The organism is Methanomassiliicoccales archaeon, assembly GCA_038850735.1.
GTDB lineage: Archaea > Thermoplasmatota > Thermoplasmata > Methanomassiliicoccales > JACIVX01 > JACIVX01.
The window spans coordinates 99,927-117,720 of sequence record JAWCLO010000003.1; the positions used below are offsets into that span (position 1 = coordinate 99,927).

The 17,794-nt window shown below is 45.3% G+C and carries 19 protein-coding genes and 1 tRNA gene; 13 read left to right on the plus strand and 7 right to left on the minus strand.

The features are described 5' to 3' along the window. The first annotated feature begins 187 nt into the window (after positions 1-187). The 3 genes from QW087_03055 (at position 188) to QW087_03065 (ending at position 1,753) form a co-directional block, all read left to right on the plus strand. Positions 188-1,174: a hypothetical protein gene (locus QW087_03055; protein ID MEM2943701.1), complete on the plus strand. Its 987-nt coding sequence runs from the start codon at positions 188-190 to the stop codon at positions 1,172-1,174. 85 nt (positions 1,175-1,259) lie between these two features. After that, a complete protein-coding gene (locus tag QW087_03060) occupies positions 1,260-1,523 on the plus strand; it encodes a hypothetical protein (GenBank protein ID MEM2943702.1) in 264 nt (87 codons plus the stop codon). Next, entirely contained in the window at positions 1,520-1,753 is a 234-nt protein-coding gene (locus tag QW087_03065; GenBank protein ID MEM2943703.1) for a hypothetical protein, read from the plus strand. Before QW087_03060 ends, QW087_03065 begins: the two co-directional genes overlap by 4 nt. On the opposite strand, the gene yjjX is transcribed toward QW087_03065, so the two are convergent. The 7 genes from yjjX to gvpD form a co-directional block, all read right to left on the minus strand. Next, the gene (gene yjjX / locus QW087_03070) at positions 1,738-2,703 is read right to left on the minus strand and encodes an inosine/xanthosine triphosphatase (protein ID MEM2943704.1); all 966 of its coding nucleotides are present in this window, start codon (positions 2,701-2,703) and stop codon (positions 1,738-1,740) included. The two genes, QW087_03065 and yjjX, sit on opposite strands and share 16 nt — an antisense overlap. Beyond that, entirely contained in the window at positions 2,703-2,903 is a 201-nt protein-coding gene (locus tag QW087_03075) for a DUF2116 family Zn-ribbon domain-containing protein (protein ID MEM2943705.1), read from the minus strand. The genes yjjX and QW087_03075 overlap by 1 nt, the downstream gene beginning before the upstream one ends. A gap of 48 nt (positions 2,904-2,951) precedes the next feature. Then, positions 2,952-3,542, minus strand: a complete 591-nt coding sequence (gene trmY / locus QW087_03080; GenBank protein ID MEM2943706.1) for a tRNA (pseudouridine(54)-N(1))-methyltransferase TrmY — start codon at positions 3,540-3,542, stop codon at positions 2,952-2,954. Then, positions 3,539-4,879, minus strand: a complete 1,341-nt coding sequence (locus QW087_03085) for a signal recognition particle protein Srp54 (GenBank protein ID MEM2943707.1) — start codon at positions 4,877-4,879, stop codon at positions 3,539-3,541. Before QW087_03085 ends, trmY begins: the two co-directional genes overlap by 4 nt. Before the next feature lie 299 nt (positions 4,880-5,178). Then, the gene (locus QW087_03090; GenBank protein MEM2943708.1) at positions 5,179-6,090 is read right to left on the minus strand and encodes a coiled-coil protein; all 912 of its coding nucleotides are present in this window, start codon (positions 6,088-6,090) and stop codon (positions 5,179-5,181) included. A 324-nt stretch (positions 6,091-6,414) separates the two neighbouring features. Next, positions 6,415-6,873, minus strand: a complete 459-nt coding sequence (locus QW087_03095) for a winged helix-turn-helix domain-containing protein (protein MEM2943709.1) — start codon at positions 6,871-6,873, stop codon at positions 6,415-6,417. A 282-nt stretch (positions 6,874-7,155) separates the two neighbouring features. Then, complete coding sequence (gvpD, locus tag QW087_03100) at positions 7,156-8,748, minus strand: gas vesicle protein GvpD P-loop domain-containing protein (protein ID MEM2943710.1); 1,593 nt, start codon at positions 8,746-8,748, stop codon at positions 7,156-7,158. A 300-nt stretch (positions 8,749-9,048) separates the two neighbouring features. Here gvpD and purB point away from each other — a divergent pair, with 300 nt between their 5' ends. The 10 genes from purB (at position 9,049) to QW087_03150 (ending at position 17,729) form a co-directional block, all read left to right on the plus strand. Then, complete coding sequence (purB, locus tag QW087_03105) at positions 9,049-10,407, plus strand: adenylosuccinate lyase (GenBank protein ID MEM2943711.1); 1,359 nt, start codon at positions 9,049-9,051, stop codon at positions 10,405-10,407. Between the two features lie 97 nt (positions 10,408-10,504). Beyond that, positions 10,505-10,597: transfer RNA gene (locus QW087_03110), tRNA-Ala, on the plus strand. 937 nt (positions 10,598-11,534) lie between these two features. After that, positions 11,535-12,404: a 4Fe-4S binding protein gene (locus QW087_03115; protein ID MEM2943712.1), complete on the plus strand. Its 870-nt coding sequence runs from the start codon at positions 11,535-11,537 to the stop codon at positions 12,402-12,404. A gap of 16 nt (positions 12,405-12,420) precedes the next feature. After that, positions 12,421-12,678 carry a 4Fe-4S binding protein gene (locus QW087_03120; GenBank protein ID MEM2943713.1) on the plus strand — a complete coding sequence of 86 codons (258 nt, stop codon included), beginning with the start codon at positions 12,421-12,423 and terminating at the stop codon, positions 12,676-12,678. Between the two features lie 206 nt (positions 12,679-12,884). Further along, a complete protein-coding gene (locus QW087_03125; GenBank protein MEM2943714.1) occupies positions 12,885-13,352 on the plus strand; it encodes a CoA-binding protein in 468 nt (155 codons plus the stop codon). Positions 13,353-13,768: 416 nt separating this feature from the next. Beyond that, complete coding sequence (locus QW087_03130; GenBank protein ID MEM2943715.1) at positions 13,769-14,350, plus strand: LemA family protein; 582 nt, start codon at positions 13,769-13,771, stop codon at positions 14,348-14,350. 13 nt (positions 14,351-14,363) lie between these two features. Beyond that, complete coding sequence (locus QW087_03135; protein MEM2943716.1) at positions 14,364-15,176, plus strand: TPM domain-containing protein; 813 nt, start codon at positions 14,364-14,366, stop codon at positions 15,174-15,176. A gap of 319 nt (positions 15,177-15,495) precedes the next feature. After that, positions 15,496-15,912: a pyrimidine dimer DNA glycosylase/endonuclease V gene (locus QW087_03140; protein ID MEM2943717.1), complete on the plus strand. Its 417-nt coding sequence runs from the start codon at positions 15,496-15,498 to the stop codon at positions 15,910-15,912. A gap of 140 nt (positions 15,913-16,052) precedes the next feature. Next, a complete protein-coding gene (locus QW087_03145; protein MEM2943718.1) occupies positions 16,053-16,796 on the plus strand; it encodes a hypothetical protein in 744 nt (247 codons plus the stop codon). Positions 16,797-16,952: 156 nt separating this feature from the next. Beyond that, on the plus strand, positions 16,953-17,729 hold the full coding sequence (locus tag QW087_03150; protein ID MEM2943719.1) for a DUF169 domain-containing protein: 777 nt from the start codon (positions 16,953-16,955) through the stop codon (positions 17,727-17,729). The last annotated feature ends 65 nt before the right edge of the window (positions 17,730-17,794 follow it).

A 17,794-nucleotide genomic window follows, 5' to 3' on the forward strand; every position in this document is an offset into this window, starting at 1 on the left:
GCAGTCCTTCTTTTTATCATTTTAAATCGTTATCATGATGTTTCTCCATAGTTCTTATTAGCACAATGATTTGAAGCACATGAATGAAGAGCTTTGAAGCTCTCGGGCATTTAGTCTCTCAATAAAGTGATTTCTCATGTATCATCAAAAAATATTAATCTAGGTTTTGTTTTGTGCCGCTCTCAACATGGCGCTGAAGGATATTCTAGAGAATAACGCTCTCATGATGCTCATTGCGTTCGTATTTGGATTAGCATTGGGCGGTTTCCCATCGCACAACGGCGACATTGCAATGCTTTCGTTGGGCATCGTCATGTCTCTTTCGCTCGGAGGTCTTAAGCTCCGCGGCATCAAACTGAGGGAGCAGGCAAAATCCGTGATGACTGCCATGCTGATGTGTTTTGTTGTCTCAGCATTTTTCACGATTATTCTTTCATTTCTGTTTTCCGACCCTAGTATTAGAATGGGTTGGATTCTTGTCGCTGCGGTTCCGTCGGCGATCGCCGTTATCCCATTCACATACCTCTTAAGAGGAGATCTTCAGTTTTCGTTGGTTGCGTCTGCAGTCATCTATATCGCATCGATAGTGATCACGCCGCTGATAACCCTGACATTCATGGGAACGCCAATCGACCAGCTTACTCTTCTATGGTATGTTGCAGTTCTCATTTTCCTCCCTCTTGCCGCCTCGAGATTTCTAGCCAGGGTGCCTATGACAGGCAGATCCCGAACGATTTTCATCAACCTCGCATTCTTTGTCATGTTTTTCGCGATCACTGGCTCTAACAGATCTGCCTTTTTCAACGAGCCTCTTCTCGTTCTCTCTCTATTAGGTGTAGCAGCGGCAAGAACTTTCATTGTTGGAAGCGCTGTTGAGTACTTTGCGCAGCGCTTAGGGGTAAAACGGGAGAGGCGCATCTCACTCGTGCTTTTCTCGACATACAAAAATACGGGAATGGCGGCCGCGCTTGCGGCAGTACTCATAGGCGATATGGCAGCAATACCTGCCACAGTCTGCCTTGCGATTGAGGTTATCTGGTTCGTTACCTTGACAAGGGTCATTTACCCAAAAGATGAAGGCGCCTCTGAGAAAGTGATAAGACCAGAAGCTATTCGTCCCCCGTCCTCTCGTACTTCTAAAGAGCTTGCTCGATGGCTCAGAGGGGGACGCTGATCTTTGGCAATGCAAGAATTTTTCGCTATATTTAAATCATGATACTTGCATTTATATGCAGAATTTCAGAAGGGATGGGGGTAGCTTGTGCAAGTATCGGTATCGAGGCGGGTTCTGCGCTCACGCGCTCGTAGCTGGTAGAGAATGCATCGGCGAAGAGAACTGCGCTGCAAAATTCTCCTCGCTTTCTAAGTCAAGAAGGAGCGACTGCAGTTTCGAAAGTTGGCAGGGTCTTTATTGTGCAAAATATCAGCGATTTTACTGCGCAGGCATCGAGAATTGTTCGACCGCCGAGTCATACATGGCGCATTTTGCAAGGTACACGCAGAGGCTTGGGATGATCAGATGAGATGCGAGTATCTTGACGAGAAGGGGGATTGCGCTGGCCTATATGCTGGCTTCAGATGCATTGGCGAAAAATGCAGGATGAGAAAGGAAAAGGCCTGCGAATTCAACGAGTTTGATTTCTACTGCCGGAAATTCCGGCGGTTCGAATGTATAGGTCCAGAGAACTGCGGTAGCATCGACGACTACTTTGCCTTTTTGAAAAAAAGAAAAAATGGTCAGCGCTCGAAATAAAGCTCCTTCCTTATGCGCGGGATCATCGCCATGAGTACACATTGTTCAGTGAGCTTCTGGCGGGTCATGAGCCCTTTTGTGAGATAATGAATTACGCCTTTCTTCCGACCTAAGTTTTTGACGCCGGCAATGTCCTCGAAAATTTTTCCAAGGGAATCACCTGAGCGCAACCTTCCCTCTACGCACGCAGGCACTTCAAACCCAGAACCCTGTCCAATTGTAGCCCTTCCCATTTTATCAACGACAGCACAGTACTGTATGTCATAAAGTCTCTCTCCTATCTCGAACACGCCCGCCTCGATTCCGACGCCGAAATCGGCATCTCCAATTGCTTGATTTGCCCTTTCAATCGCGCCTCTGATCGTGTCGTCATTCCACGGCTGCTCTCCTACCCTCCTCTCTACTTCAGTGCCCTCGACGACAACGTTCTTGAAAATCGTCTTCATAACGGCTTGGACCGCTCTTATTTTAACAGGATTCTCTGATCCAACTTTAACAAAAATCGGCCGCAGCATTCTCCCTTCCTCATCGATCTCCCCGTTTAGGATTCTCGTAGAACTAATTGGTGTACAATCATCTGCCAAGACCAGCGGAATTGCGCAGATCGCCAGCGATTTGAAGCCTTTTGATCTTCTGAGTTCATTGATTTTTCTCCCTGTTCCCGCAGTCCTTACCGACGCGACAAGAATCTCGAGGTCAGGGTCATTGACCGCTGAGCCGTAGGGATCTTCAAGGATTTCCACTCGCCATTTCTTATTCTTCGTCGAAAGGTATTCTTGGAGCTGTTTGATACGATCCTCAAGAGCGATCAGCTTCTTCCTGCCAACGGATGCAAAGGTGTCAGAAGTAATTCCTACGACAACCTCATCGCCGAGGGCAAAGGCCTTGTCCAAGAGGGCTTTGTGTCCCCTATGCAAGACGTTAAATGTGCCGCCGACAGCAACTTTCATTATGGCATCGCCATTACAAGGAGAGCGACAATTAGAATAATAAAGGTAACAACATATAAGACGAGAAGCTGCCTTTTCTTCTTCTTGAGAAGCTCTTCCCCTTCTTTCGTGCATTCGGTCGAACAGTAATCACCCTTGCCAATAAACGCCTTACCGCACTGATGGCAGTGCTTGTGCTGTGGAATTTTTTCGACGACCATTGATCCCTAACTATCCAATTCCACATTTAAACCTTACCAGGTTTCATTCTAAGAAAGTAAGCGCCTGTCGAGCTCGTTATTGACGATGGTTATGCAGTGATCTGCGTGGTAGCTGACAGGGCCTACGCTTACTTTTCTCGGCGAATAATTCATGAGCAGCTCCTCTTCCTCCGCAGTCAGATCCTGATCATCACTCAATACGAAGCTCACATTTTCTGGCAAACTGCAAGCTCTAATATCGTCGCCGTCCTCTTTGAGGTATACTATCTCGCTGTCCTTTGAAATAAGCGTAAGAACATCAATGTAAGATCGGTTTGACGCATAAATCCCTGGAGAGCAGCGCTCTTCCATCGTTATCTTCTGCAGCAAGGCGTTCCTTACGAGGGCTCCAGTACTCCTTTCGTCTGGATTGAGGTACTTAAGCTCAGATCCAACAAATCTCAAAGTCTTCGGCGGGCTAGGAGGTCCGAGGAGAATGAGATAGACCTCCACGTCCTTTCTAAGGTTGTGGGATAAGAAAAATGCTGAATTAATGCAGCGCAGAAGCACATCTAGACGCCCCGTGCCTCCCGTGAGATCGTCGAGCTTAAAATTGCCTGAGGTCGTGGCCCTGTGGCCGATGACAACGAATCTTCTCATTCCTGCACCTCAAGATCGCTCGATTGCAGCTGTTTCAGAAGCTGCTTTCTCAGCTTTCTATTACCGAGAAATCCCTTTACCGCTTTCTTTGACATGTTATACTGTTTCAGCAGCTCCCTCACATCTTTTGGATCAGCGCCCGATCCTCTTGCAATCCTCATGATCCTTGAGGATTTGATGATCTTTGGATCTTCGAGCTCCTCCTCTGTCATCGAGTCCATGATGACTCTGTATTTCCACAACCTGTGCTGCGATTCCTCAATGTTCACTTTATCAGACAGACCAGGCATACCTGGAAGCATGGAAACGAGCTTTTTCAGCGGACCCATGCTGTTCACCATCTTGATCTGTTCGTACATCTCTTTAAGTGTGAAGCGACCGCTCATGATCTTCTTTGTGGTCTCGAGCGCCTGCTCTTCTGTCATCGTTTCCTTTGCCGTTTCGATGAGCGCTTTGATATCGCCCATGCCAAGCAGCCTTGATACAAAGCGCGCAGGATCGAAGGGCTCGAGATCTTCGAGATGCTCCCCAGTTCCTATGAAAACTATCGGTGCTTTTGTCTGCGACACCGCGCTGAGTGCGCCGCCACCTTTAGCTGTGCCATCGAGCTTCGTTAATATGACGCTCGTGATGCCGACAGCATCGTGAAACGCTTTCGCCTGAGGACCTGCTTGCTGGCCTGTAGCGGCATCGAGCACAAGAATTTTCTCCTTTGGTTCTGCAACCGCAGCAACCTCCTTTATTTCTCTGATGAGGTCGTCTTCGAGTGAGTGCCTTCCTGAGGTATCGATGATGATGACGTTCGTTCCTGCAAACTGCCTCATTCCTTCCTTTACAATCTTCACGGCATTCTTCTCTTCGGGATTTCCATAAACGGGGACGCCGATTTTCTCGCCAATCTGCTTCAACTGGTCGTATGCGGCTGGTCTGTGGACATCAGCAGCGATAAGACCTACTCTTAACCCTTTCTTGTGAAAATACCTTGCAATCTTCCCCGCGGTGGTCGTCTTTCCTTGGCCGTAGAGGCCTACCATCATAATAACCTGATCGGCGAGCGGCAGCGTTTTCGACTCGCCAAGCAGCTTTACAAGCTCTTCATAGATGATCTTGATGACGTGCTCTCTAGAGCTCATGCCGGGGGCCGGCTTTTCTGTGAGCGCCCGCCGCTCCACTTCTTTCGTGATTTCAAGCACGAGCTTGACGTTCACATCAGCTTGCAACAGCGCTCGCTGAATGTCTTTGTTCACATCTTTCACAAGCGCGCTGTCAACGTTGCTCGAATTGGCAATTTTTTTAAGCGCGTCTCTCAGTGATCGTCCAAGTCCCTCCAGAACCATCGGGATGCACCTGCTCTATCGAATACCGTAATTCTATTAATTCTTGTTGGAGGGTAATTTGAGAACTTTCTTCATAGCAGTGCTCAACGGTGAAAGCAAAAAAGGGATGGGAAGGGCTAGCCTTGTCAGAAGGGATGGGATGCACTCTAACAACTAGCCCAGTATTCCCGTTCTCTTTTATGAGAGTAATACTATTTAAGATTTTTGATGATTAACACTGTATCACACACCTTATAGTCGATCTGAAAAGCGATCAAACAGTATGACTCTGACACGAATATCTAGATAGAACCAGATCTTTAGAGGTATCCTGATTTCTGAAGGGCCATGATGTCCTCCGTGCTCAATTTTTCTCCCCTCTTGAAGCGCTCGAAAATTTCTTCGGCCATCTTCATCGCAGAAGACTCCTCTTTCTTCTTGCGTGCTTTTCTCGCTTTCTGCTTCAATCCCGTGATGATCTTATCGTAATCGTGAACCTGCTTAATGCATTCGATGTGCTTTCTGTGTTCTTCGTCCGCCTTTAGCTTGGTTTCGATGAATTTCTCTTGCGCCTCGTCCGCCTCTTTGCGCAGCTTGTCCGCCTGCTCATAGAGTTCTATCATCTTATCGTGGGCCTCTTGAGCCTTCTCCGCCAATTCTGCAACCATTTTGTGATACATTTCTGCCTTTTCCCTTGCTTCCTTCAATTCCTTGACGGCGTTCTTAATCTCCAAATTTTGCTCAAGCGCCTTTTCTCTTTCTCTGATTTGCGCCTGGACTTGGGAGATCATTTCGATGAGCTCTCTCTCCTTTTCAGGCGTGAGAACGGAAGTCATCTGTTTAAATTCAAGGTTTTTTAGCTCCCTCTTGAGCCTAGAAATAGGTGGCCCATTTTTCGGCAAATTTTCTTTCTTGAGTTTTGTAACCTTTTCATTGAGCTCGCTTACTTTTTTATTCCAGATATCCCTGTTCTCCTTTGCTTCTTTTACCTGCGCGTTCAGAGAATCGCGCATTTCCCTGTACTTCGAAGCCTCCTCGACGAGCTCTTTTACTTTTGAGTTCAACTGATCTCTTTTTTCTACCCACTCCTTCGTCTTTTCATTAAGCTCGTCACGAAGCCGCCGATGCCTTTCTGCCTCAGTATTCGCAATTTGCCGTTTGTTCTCGAGCTCCTCCAGGAGTTCTGTCATAAAGCCACACTCAACCAACCAAATGTACGGGTAAGACGGCATCGAGATAATGACTTTTCCTTATAATCCTTTCGCCACATGCGGAATCTGGAAAACTCTCCGAGGAAACTGCTCTCCGTTGCTTTTGCACTTTTATAAGAACAAAATAGTTACATAGCCTATCAGAATATGGATACTGTTCATTCTAATGCATTGCTAAAGGATACGGCAGTATCTCCTTCCTCCTAGGACAAAACACTCTTCCAATGATTGGAAGGTTCTTTATTTCTCATTAACTAGCATATGGGTACCAGTTATTAAATCAATTTCATATACGGCACAAGAAAAAAGGGATAAGTGTGACAACCGATAGATCATCGCTAGATCTCATTTTTCAAGGTCCTCGCAATCACCATCATCGAGCGATCTGAATTCGATGTCGTGCCATTCATCACCATACCTGTTTCCGCCTTCTGATCTCACTTGGAATTTCACGCGGAATTTGCCATTCTCATAAAAGAGATAGGCATTCTTGAGGGTCGACTTGTAAAAACCTACTCTCTTCCCGGACTGCGTGAGCTTTCTCTCCGTGCACTCAAGAAGTCCAACGTTTTGCAGGTCTCTAATTCTGCGGTAACAGGCGGCGATGGGAATCCCAAATTTTTCTGAAATTTCCTGCGCTGACCTCGAAATCCTCGCTGTTGCTACGAGAATTTTTATCGCATATTCATCTGTCAGTAGCTGCGAGGTTTTCAGAAGGTCTATGTTGCTCCCCTCCGCACGCATTTTGATCGAGTATCCTGAAACAAATATGACCGTGAAGATAAAACATTTTTTATTCAGCATCTTTAGATTACGGTAATCTCAGCTTACTTCAGTAATCGAAACTCATAAAATCGCATTCTCACTTCAACTTTATGGAGAAGTGAGATATTCATATCAGTGTATCCAGATTCAAAAAGTAGTCAACAGTCCTTATGGAATGCGTTGTTACTTATTCTAGGAAAACTACAAAATTCAAATTCCAGCTTCTTCCAGAATTTTCGATATGCACACGCAAAATTCATCGAGTCCAAAAAATGTTAAATGCGATCGACCAGAATGTGCATGTAGACGGCTAAATTGCAATCAAATGATCGGCAGAAGTCTAAGAATCGGAACTCTCTCGGATTCTTCGAATTCGATCGCAAAATAAGGTGTGTGCGGCTTGATGCCAGAGAATACGATTGTGCCATCAATGTTCTCGAATTGGACGTGCACCTGGGATTGATGCGCCAAGGCAGAAAGTGATGCCGACTTATCGGTAGCCTCTGCAATCACAATGTTGTTGTGGCGCCTCATTCTCTCGATAAATGAGTGCATCTGGCGCATCACATCGTTCCCATACTGCGCCTCCAACGCATCACAACCGAGCAAAGCGACAAAGGGATTGAGTGCGGCTGAAAGACCGTAAGTAATGGAGTCCCACCTGAAATCGTTGGCCGCGTCATTCCCCTCGATTGTACTCACGAAGGAACATCTCTCATCCCCCGCCAGTGTGAGGATCCTCAAGCATCCCGAAATAGCATCCGAAGGAACACCCCATCGCATTTGCCGTTCAAGTGCTGTGCAATCAACTGATTGCAGGGGGTACCACACGACGCCTCTCTTCTTTAAAAGAAAATCGAATACGAGAAGCAGGTCAACAACCCTAATGAAATCCGGTGGCACATCTGGGCCAATTTCCATCAGTACGAGCCCGCCTCGAGGCAGACCCCCAATGACTCTGTCTATATCGCTACTTCCTGCTGATACTCTCTTCTCATTGGGATCCTCAACTGGTAGATGCTTCCTGATGCTTTCCGGTCTGATGATCTCGGTCTCTCCGAATGCCTTCAAGCGCCCGTCTGCGAGCGTAAAGAGGTAGCGCCATCTCACTATGCTCGAGCCCCTCAACTTTTCAATAACTAGATACCTTAGCCTTCTTCCCTTTCTTTCCTCACTCTTAAGTATGACAACGCCATCGCCCAGATAGTCGATCTGGGTTTTCCCAGCGCTTTCGAGGACGTAAATGACATTGGTTCCTGAGTGATCTACAAGGTCCTTCTGAAGCGTGTTAACGATCCTGTTCGACTGGATTCCATACTTTTCTGAGAGGCCGTCAATGCTATCGATGATCACGAGTGTTCTCCTTGGAAGATTGGATTCTGCAAGATCGTAAGCGAGTTCAAGCTCAGGAAGCAACGTACCAAGGTCAAGTATGATCGACCCGTCCACGAACTCAGCGCTGCCCGTCTCACCTTCTTCCGCGATCTCCCCAGATTCGATTTGACCTTCGAGTTTTTGAAGTTCTGATCGCACAACCGTCGGAACTGATTCGGAGCGCGAAAGAACTTTAAGAAGTTCCATCGCGGCTCTCAGCGTCGCATCTTTCCTACATTCTTCCTTTTCTGCGACCGGGACATGCGTTTTCTTCAGGAATGTCCTGCTCGCCCTAAGAATGCTGTCCCTTCTCGTCCTTTCTCTCAGCCAAGGAAATTGGCGGTAAAGGGCATCATCAGAGACCCTCGATGACAGATAATAATTGGCCTGCTCTTCCATAAGTTCCTCGACAATTTGAAGTGCCATCGTAGTCTTTCCTGTTCCCGCCTCTCCTTTAATGATGAGGGAATGACCTCCCTCTGCTCTTAGGAAATCAAGGATTTCCCTTGGAATCCCTCTTGATTTTGTGTCTACAATCAATCCAAACGCCTGGTAGAGATATTGATGGGACTTCTTTTAAGCATTTTTCGATCGCGCTTAATCGGATTTCTGAAAATTGCATATAGTAAACATGATAACTATTCCGAAATGCCGTTGGTCATTTCAATTGGTTGCCTCAATGAAAGATTAATAACAACAAATCATTATCTCTTATCAACAAACGCCATGGTTTGTACAACCCGATTTCCCGGATTTATCCCCCTGAAGAAAAAAGTGATGAGTCGCGAAGATCATGCGGGGATATTCCCTTAAATATCTGAAGATTCGAGGAATGATTCAATGTTGCTGTGCCCCCTTGACTACCGCTATGGGCGGAAGGCCATGAAGTCGATTTTCAGTGAGGAGAACAGGCTGAGAATGCAGCTTTTGGTCGAAGCCTCTTTGGCCAAAGCCCATGCTCGTGTCGGCAATATTCCAGAAGATATGGCTAAAATCATCGTTAGCTGCGCTACATTAGATTGCGTCAAATTAGACAGGGTAAAAGCAATTGAGTTGGAGACGAAGCACGATATTATGGCGATGGTCAGGGCGCTCGCAGAAGCCTGCGGTGACGCGGGAAAGTATGTCCACCTCGGTGCAACATCTAATGACATTATCGATACGGCGACCGCACTGCAAATGAAGGAAGCGCTTGGAATCATCGAAAAGGATCTCGTAGAGTTGATCGAGATTTTTGCCAAACTCGCAAAAAAACACAGGACGACAGTCATGGTCGGGAGGACGCACGGTCAGTTCGCCGTACCGACGACCTTCGGATTCAAAGTCGCCGGCTACTTGATGGAAATGATGAGACACTACGAGCGGCTTACTGACATTAAGAAGCGGGTATGCGTTGGCAAGATGTCTGGCGCTGTAGGAACTGGAGCAGCCCTGGGCTCTAAATTCTTTGAAATCCAGGAAGATGTCATGCGCGATCTTGGGCTCGAGTTTGAGGAAGCGGCGACTCAAATTGTGTGCAGGGATCGGTATGCTGAACTCATCTGTCTCATGGCTCAGATATGCACTTCCTGCGAGAGGTATGCGACCGAAGTGAGGAATCTCCAGCGTTCGGAGATACAGGAAGTAGCTGAGGCGTTCGATGTTGAAAAGCAAATAGGCAGCTCGACGATGGCGCAGAAGAAAAATCCAGTGGTGTCGGAGAATATCTGCGGCCTCGCAAGGATCGTGAGATCATTTGTTGTTCCATCGTTTGAAAACATGATCCTATGGCACGAGCGAGACTTGACAAATTCGAGCGCGGAGCGGTTCATCCTTCCGCACGTGCTTGTGCTCACCGATGATATACTGGCGAAGACCACAGATGTCTTTGCGCATCTGATAGTCAGATCGGATAAAATGAAAGAAAACTTGGAGAAATCGAAGGGACTCATCATGGCCGAAGCAGTCATGATCGAGCTGGTGCGTCGCGGTATGGGGCGGCAGGAGGCACACGCACTCGTGAGGGAATGCAGCCTTGAAGCTGAAGAAAAAGGTGTTCATCTGAAAAAGGCTTTGCTTTCTCGGAAGGAGATACGATCTCTTATTGATGAAAAGGAGCTAGATCGGGTGATGGCGCCTGAGAATTATTTGGGGAAAGCGCCCGAGATCGTGGACCGTGTAGTTAAGACGGCGGAACAATTCCTCAGCAAACTGGTATAGAGGAATTCATTACTTATTTATCGCAATGTTGGGCATAGAGATTTTTCAATTATTGATAGAGGAAAGCATTAAATTCGGGATTTTATTATGGGTTGCTGGGCCGATAGATCAGTGGAAGTGCATTGGTGCACCGCTATAGATCGCCGCCTTCGCAAGGCGGAGGCCGTGGGTTCAAATCCCACTCGGTCCACTAACAACGCTGGCTTTCTCAAAAAGTGCTCGACTTAGTGTGTTATCATTTCCTATCAACTCGCCTTTCTCCTTTGAAACGATTAACGGGGGACTTGACTGATATGGCTACAATGTAAAATTTCCTAGATTCATTGAATCTCGATGTTAAATCCTCCCATTATGAAGAGTTAGATAAGAATGTTTTTGGTTTTAATATTATGTTATTCATAACATCATCGTTCAATATCAAGACAGCAAAAGGGGAGAGAATTACCTGCGAAAGAGGGTGCGCAATAAATATACGATTGGCTTTCTGAAAGTAAGAGTAGAGTAGAATGATTGCCATCTCCTTGTCGGTGGGGGGTAGAGAAGTACTATGGGCCCGAGGTCTGTGTTCTGAAATTTCTAGCTAGTGCCTTTAAAGTGAGAAATAAATTGCATATCTAAGATTCCTGGAAAAAAGTTCTTTGGGCACGATGAGCATTCTTTTTGTGAATATACAAACCTGAATCCACCTACATTTTGTGCGTCTTGCAAACAGGAATCTTGTTCCATGATATTCTTACATGTTTGTAAGATGATCTTGGTTGATCAATAATGGCGCAAGTGAATACTCAAAAAATGCGTAGCCAGATTATTCAGTTTCATTAAGATGGCAAAAGAACCTCGTGACCCAATCATCAAGAAGAAAACATTTTCGCTGACTTTAAAGCAGTCATGTTCTCATGTAGTCAAAGAAATTAAAATCTTGACAAGTTTCTATGGTGTTTGCGAAGACCAAACAGCGTATATGTTGTATATCATCAGAAAAATTGCGAATATCTCAATTTATCTCTCAGTTTCCAATAAAATTCGGATAACGTGCGCGAATCTGCTTATCAATTTTTTCCTCCTAGATGTTAAATATAAAAAGCGATCATACATTTGGCCTCAAGAGCATGGGGGTGCATACAGCAATGTGTGAGTGGTGTATGAAGCATGGTGCAGGGGGCAAATGGTATTTGAATGCTCGGAATTATTCCAACGAGCTTGCGGAGTCTATGAATCTTCAAGCCTACTTGGAGGAGCAGTGGAGAAATTTCGAGCAGGTGTATATTCGAAAGATCATTGGCATCTCATCAATTGGGCTTGGTTATAAGCTCAGGATGCCGATCATTGGAAGGTCGATCCGTTGGAGTGTTGAGAGGATGATTCATTCCGAAAGTCCGAAACGCAACCCTATAAGGGCTGATGGTCATTTCGGACAGGCGATTCCAATTGAAGAGGCTAAGCTTATAATTATGAATTTGGCGGCTGAACCGATCATAAAGAATTACTGCATGTGCCGTATGATGCAAAAGGGCATAAAGGACGCATGTTGCATAAATTTCGGCCTTTTGTCGAGCGTTATTGAGAAGCTACCCAGATTCATCCCAGAAAACATGAAGGTGCGAATTACACGTGAAGAGGCAGTTAAGGCCCTCGAAGAGCAGAATAAGAAAGGGCGAGTGGCAACAGTCTGGTTCCAACCCGTACCCTACATAAATGCCATATGCTCTTGCGAAGTCCCTCAGTGTGGAGGTCTCCGGCTGAGAATGGACTACGGTCTTCACACAGTCTATAAGGCTGAATATGTTGCGGAAGTCGATCCGGATCTCTGCCAGGCGTGCAAAAACTGTGTGACTCGCTGCCAGTTTGGAGCCATAAGATTCAGCCCTACACTCGATAGAGTCATTATCGAACCGACAAAATGCTTTGGGTGCGGTTTATGTAGGGATGTATGTCGCTACAACGCAATAAAACTTCTTCCGCGGGATGAGGTTCCCGCCGCTAAGGGCATGTATTGAGATATGGAGGGGTTTCATGGGTAAGACAAGAATAGAAATCGATTATTCAAAATGTGGAAATGCAAGCGGCGGGATAGATCCACGTTCATGCAGTAAATGTCTACTCGTATGTGATCCAGCCGTTTTCATCAGGCACCCTGTCATTGGTTTCAAAGAAGATAATCCCTACGACCCTCAGCATTGGCAAATCACTGCAGTCTGGCTAGATCTGTGCACAAGATGCGGCAAATGCGTACAAACGTGCCCGCAAAGAGCCATAACGGTTTCGTGGTGATGCTTGACCTCGCTAGTCAAGAAAAGGATAATTCTGTTGTTCACTCTTTCCAACTATTCCATTCTTCTCAATTTGCATGCCCTGAGAAATACTCAGACTATTGTGGTTCCATTTCTCTATGCAATGATTTTTCAATTAGCCACCATAACCTTCATAAAATGTTTTCTCATAAAAGCATCATTGAAAATAGCGGTGGAGTAATGCTGATGAATGAAGAACTGATCAAAGTTCTTTTGGACAGGGGAAATACATTTGCTGTGATTGGGGCCAGCCGTGATCCTCAGAAGTATGGTTATCAAGTATATAAGGATCTTAAGAATGCTGGTTATAAAGTATTTGCTGTAAATCCTCACGCGGATAAAATTCTAGGCGATAAGTGTTACCCAAGCTTGGAAACATTGCCCGTGAAACCTGATGTCGTCAATACTGTGGTCCCTCCGAAAATAACAGATCATATAGTGGAGACTTGTAAGAAGCTCGGAATTACGAGGGTGTGGATGCAGCCAGGCTCAGAATCTGATAAGGCAATTGAATTTTGCAAAGAAAATGGTATCAGTGTGGTGTATGGCGTTTGCATAATGATCGAGCGAGCAAAACACGGCGTAAGCAGCCAGGAAAATACGAAATCTGAAGGCGAAGATACTCATCAAGAAGGTGACCGATCCGAAAAATAAACCCTATGAGATAGTAGATGCCTTAGAGGTCAGCAATGACAAAATGTTGGTTGTATTAGAGCTCGAAAAGCATTCTACGCAGCGGTTGCTGGGGATGTTGAAAAAACGGACAAGTTTCTGCCTGCGATACGGATCCGAAATTTTGGAATTTATGAAGTATTGTGAAAATAGGAACGGACTTAAGAATTGTGAAATCGTTTGCATCTGGGCATATTCAAAATTTGAATTGTAAATGCATAGATTTGATTTTATGCGAAATGCCCGATACGCGTCTTCATAATAGCGTTCGTTTATTTCAGAAGTCCACATGCCTGCTTTAGGAGCCTGGGATCGCGAGTTTTTCAACCTAGTTCGCAATCGTTGGTCTGGACAATTTTTAAATAACGTAGCTTCGTTACAACCAAAAAGGGACTTTGATGAAAATAAGAACCGCTATTATAGTAATCGCCATAATTACCATTATAACACTTGGGAGCTTTGCGGCAATTTATTTTTCAACTTATAACAGACTTGTGGCCTTGAACGCTGCTGTTGACGAAAAGTGGGCCCAAGTGGAACAAGAGCTTCAGCGTAGATACGATTTGATACCTAACCTTGTGAGTGCGGCCAGTGCTTATATTGAATACGAAGGATCTATCCTGGAAAATATCACCGCATTGCGTAGCCAATGGATGAATGCCTTAGCTACCGACGATATCGACGAGGTCAATAATGCAACTGCTCAGATAGAAACGGGGATACGAAATTTGATTGTTACCATCGAGGCGTATCCTGAACTTTGGGCGTCAGATGTAGTCATCTCATTGATGATATCCCTCGAAGGCACAGAGAACCGCATATCAACAGAGCGCATGCGCTTCAATGAAGCAGTACGCGACTACAATACTGCTATCCAATCATTCCCAGCAAATCTGTGGTCTGCAGGTTGGGGTTTTACCGTCAGACCTTATTTCGAGGCGGAAATCGCCTCGACTGAAGTACCCCCAGTAAACCTTTAGACTGGTGAGATTTTTGTTTGGACGAGCTAGTGCCATATCCTTCGTTGCGATTTTTCTTATAGCACTAATATCGCCATTTGGCTCGTGTGCACTCCGGCCGTCCAATTCCTACATCATTGAATCTGAGTGGGTCGAAAGCATTGAGAGTTACGCACTCGATATTGACGCCGAAACTTCAGCAGAGATCGTGGTCTGCGTTTTCCCTTCGCTTTACGGGCACGGCATAAAAGACAGCTCGGGCGCGGAAATCAACGACATAGTTCACCTGGGAATTTATATATTCAACGAGGAACCGCTTGAGGTCTACGGTGGTACTCAGACAGGCATTGGCAAAGCAGGTAAAGATAACGGCGTTCTGGTTTTAGTTGCAATGGAGGAGCATGAATGGCGCATCGAGGTCGGATACGGTTTAGAAGGCTACATAACTGATATACAATCCTACCTCATCGCTCAGGATTATCTTGTACCGGCCTTTCAGGAGGGAAACTACGGAGAAGGTCTTTACGATACAGTAGTCGCACTCGGTCAACTCATTCCGCCGAGCAGCGAGCCTAATAACCTCCAGGTGAGAGGATATTACTACTATGAAAGCGACGATGCATCGGATTCGCCTTCGACATCGTTTTGGGACTGGGAAATCTTCGGAATACCTATATGGGTCATAATCGTTTTCATTCTTTTCGGCGTTTTTATCCCAGTTCTTGGCCGAGGTTCTGGGAGAGGTGGTGGAGGTCATTCAGGTGGAGGTCGCTCAGGTGGTTGGGGCGGCGGAGGCCGTTTGGGTGGAGGCCGCTCTGGTGGTGGGGGCGCAGGCGGAAAGTGGTAGCTGGAAGTCAAAAAAATCCGCGTGTGTCGTGTGTCTATCACAATCTTCTCTGCAATGCGACTAGCAAACGAATGAAGGATCATACAATGACTTTTGACTTCTTTCTCTGGGCCCAAAATGAGTAACAGGTCGCAAAATGAATTCCCATTCTTGAATCGCATGGCAAAATTTCCTTCATTCGTTTAAAGAACTGGCGATTCATGAAGGATCGGCAGAGGTCGTTTAGACTGGGGAATGGGAGCTTATTTTCTTGTCGTACAAATACTCATCGCAGACAGATTTAAGATGGAAATTTGCCTTCAAATCCATCGAGGTTATAATGAGGCTCTGGTTGCTCCATCCAAAATATCTAGATTGCAAGGGTCTAGTCGCCGTTTGGAGAGAGGGTCTCTTGGCAAGGAAGGTATTAGAAGGCAAAACCAAGGGTTATGCCAATCACCCACAGCTCACAATATTCAGGCGGTATGAAAAGCCCATTGACCTGATTAATGCGTATCTGTTTCAAATCTATTTGGAAGCGCGCAGGAGAGGTTATGCCTTTGACGCTTCTAAAATTGAGCATATCAGCATCGAGAAGACTATTTCAATAAGGAGAGAAGAACTAGAGGAGGAATTCATATTATTGAAACAAAAGGTCAGGATGCGGGATAGAAAAAAGTTTGAAGAACTAAAAAGTCTTGATTCTAAGCGTTTAGAACCAAACCCAGTTTTTCTTGTAGATGAAGAACGAAGATGAGGAAAGTTAAACAAGCTTCGGGAAATTTCCTTTGTTTTTTTGAGTGCTTTCGACAACTGTTTATATATTTGATGAAACCAATTGATCTATTGGTATGAATGAGTGCATTCAAAAATGAGTATTTGAAATGGTTAAACCTGATGGCATTCGTCATTATGATTGTTGTGAACGCCATAGCAGGAAGCACCACAATGATCGGAGGCAAAAGCACTGCCGAGATTTCTGATGCAAATCCAACATTAATCACGCCAGCGGGTTACGTCTTCTCCATATGGGGAATAATTTACATATTGCTCGGAATCTTCGTACTCTTTCAGTCGTTACCAAACCCTCGATTCTCGGAATTTAGGGAGAGAATCGGTCTTCTTTTCTTTGCAAGCAGTATGCTTAACGTCGTCTGGCTATTCTTGTGGCAATTTGAATATCTTGTTTATTCAGTTGTTGTAATGTTCTTGTTACTTACAACTTTGATATGGATTTACCTTCGACTCGATATAGGAAAATTAGTGGTCTCGTTAAAAGAAAGGATTGCATTTCATCTTCCATTCAGCGTTTATCTTGGATGGATTACCATTGCCACCATTGCAAACTTTTCGGCAACATTAGTGTCTATAGATTGGGATGGATTCGGAATAGCATTTGATGTTTGGGCCATACTGATCGGGATAATTGCGCTGCTGATAGTATCTATGGTCTTGATTCGGAGGAAGGACATAGCTTTCGCACTCGTGGCAATATGGGCATTTGTGGGCATTGCGGTGAAGCAAAGCGCAAATCAAATCGTTGTGACGACGATGTGGGCGATTGCCATCATTTTGTTAGTTTTTATGATTATTGTTCTCATTTCGAAAACAAAAACTCTAGCCAAGAAAAATCATGGCTGAATGCGTTCGATTAAGCAGGAGTTCAAGTATTGATCTCTCGAATACGATTCTTTTTACTTTATATAATCTTGTCAAGATCCAAATTGATCATTGTAATGATTGACTTAATAACTAAAGTAAGACATACATACATTTGATGGGAGGTAGGTTAGATATATGGATGCGAAAGCGATTGGAAGAAGGTTGACGGAGGCGGCAAGGCTACCAGGACGCGCGGTATGTGTATTTGGAAGTGACGAGCGAATGGAAGGATCTGTTCAGTCATCGAGGATAGATAGGTGCTTGGCAAGAGCGGTTTACAAACTTTCAATAGAAAAGGAGACTTCTCCGCTATTCTTCGGACCTGAGGCAAAAGACGGCATGTGTCCCGGCGCTCAGGCTTGGTGTGGTGTGAGTGACTTCTCACCGATGATCAAGTTTTTTATTTCTACAGGTACGCCCGAATTCAGACGTGGGGAAGCTGAATACCTCAAGCCCTCACCCGAAGCAGCTGAACGTTTCTTTAGAGCACCAGGAAGGATAGTTCTTCCATTTAAGTACCTTAACATCGCTGGTTGGGATCAGCTGCAGAAGGATCAGGATGTCCTATCTTTCGTTCTAATAGGCAATGCTGAATCGATAAGGAATCTCGGAGGACTTATCCAATATTCTTTTGAAGATATTTTCTACTCTGCAATCATGCCTGGTGGCCCTTCATGTGCTACCATGATAACTTATGCAGCTGGTTTGGCGGAAAGAGCTCCGAAAAATGCAGCCTTCGTAGGTCCTGTTGATCCAACCGGCAATGCATGGTTCCCTCCAGAGATGATGTGCATGGCCTTACCCTTTGAAATGGCTGAGAAAATGGCTGAAAATATCGACAATTCATTCATAATCAAAAGAGCTCACATCGCCTTCCCTGTCAAAAGACTGAACATCGAAGAGCGCAATTGAACCAACTAATGCCAGTTGATGAAAATTGAAAGAGAGAGTATATGCAAAAAACGTTTCTTGCATTC

What these genes read in the sequence shown, in the direction of transcription:
- QW087_03055 (MEM2943701.1), top strand. Translation starts at nt 188, where the DNA reads ATGGCGCTGAAGGATATTCTAGAGAATAACGCTCTCATGATGCTCATT.
- QW087_03065 (MEM2943703.1), top strand. Translation starts at nt 1,520, where the DNA reads ATGAGATGCGAGTATCTTGACGAGAAGGGGGATTGCGCTGGCCTATAT.
- yjjX (MEM2943704.1), bottom strand. Translation starts at nt 2,703, where the DNA reads ATGAAAGTTGCTGTCGGCGGCACATTTAACGTCTTGCATAGGGGACAC.
- QW087_03075 (MEM2943705.1), bottom strand. Translation starts at nt 2,903, where the DNA reads ATGGTCGTCGAAAAAATTCCACAGCACAAGCACTGCCATCAGTGCGGT.
- trmY (MEM2943706.1), bottom strand. Translation starts at nt 3,542, where the DNA reads ATGAGAAGATTCGTTGTCATCGGCCACAGGGCCACGACCTCAGGCAAT.
- QW087_03085 (MEM2943707.1), bottom strand. Translation starts at nt 4,879, where the DNA reads ATGGTTCTGGAGGGACTTGGACGATCACTGAGAGACGCGCTTAAAAAA.
- QW087_03090 (MEM2943708.1), bottom strand. Translation starts at nt 6,090, where the DNA reads ATGCCGTCTTACCCGTACATTTGGTTGGTTGAGTGTGGCTTTATGACA.
- QW087_03095 (MEM2943709.1), bottom strand. Translation starts at nt 6,873, where the DNA reads ATGCTGAATAAAAAATGTTTTATCTTCACGGTCATATTTGTTTCAGGA.
- purB (MEM2943711.1), top strand. Translation starts at nt 9,049, where the DNA reads ATGTTGCTGTGCCCCCTTGACTACCGCTATGGGCGGAAGGCCATGAAG.
- QW087_03115 (MEM2943712.1), top strand. Translation starts at nt 11,535, where the DNA reads ATGTGTGAGTGGTGTATGAAGCATGGTGCAGGGGGCAAATGGTATTTG.
- QW087_03120 (MEM2943713.1), top strand. Translation starts at nt 12,421, where the DNA reads ATGGGTAAGACAAGAATAGAAATCGATTATTCAAAATGTGGAAATGCA.
- QW087_03125 (MEM2943714.1), top strand. Translation starts at nt 12,885, where the DNA reads ATGAATGAAGAACTGATCAAAGTTCTTTTGGACAGGGGAAATACATTT.
- QW087_03130 (MEM2943715.1), top strand. Translation starts at nt 13,769, where the DNA reads ATGAAAATAAGAACCGCTATTATAGTAATCGCCATAATTACCATTATA.
- QW087_03140 (MEM2943717.1), top strand. Translation starts at nt 15,496, where the DNA reads ATGAGGCTCTGGTTGCTCCATCCAAAATATCTAGATTGCAAGGGTCTA.
- QW087_03145 (MEM2943718.1), top strand. Translation starts at nt 16,053, where the DNA reads ATGGCATTCGTCATTATGATTGTTGTGAACGCCATAGCAGGAAGCACC.
- QW087_03150 (MEM2943719.1), top strand. Translation starts at nt 16,953, where the DNA reads ATGGATGCGAAAGCGATTGGAAGAAGGTTGACGGAGGCGGCAAGGCTA.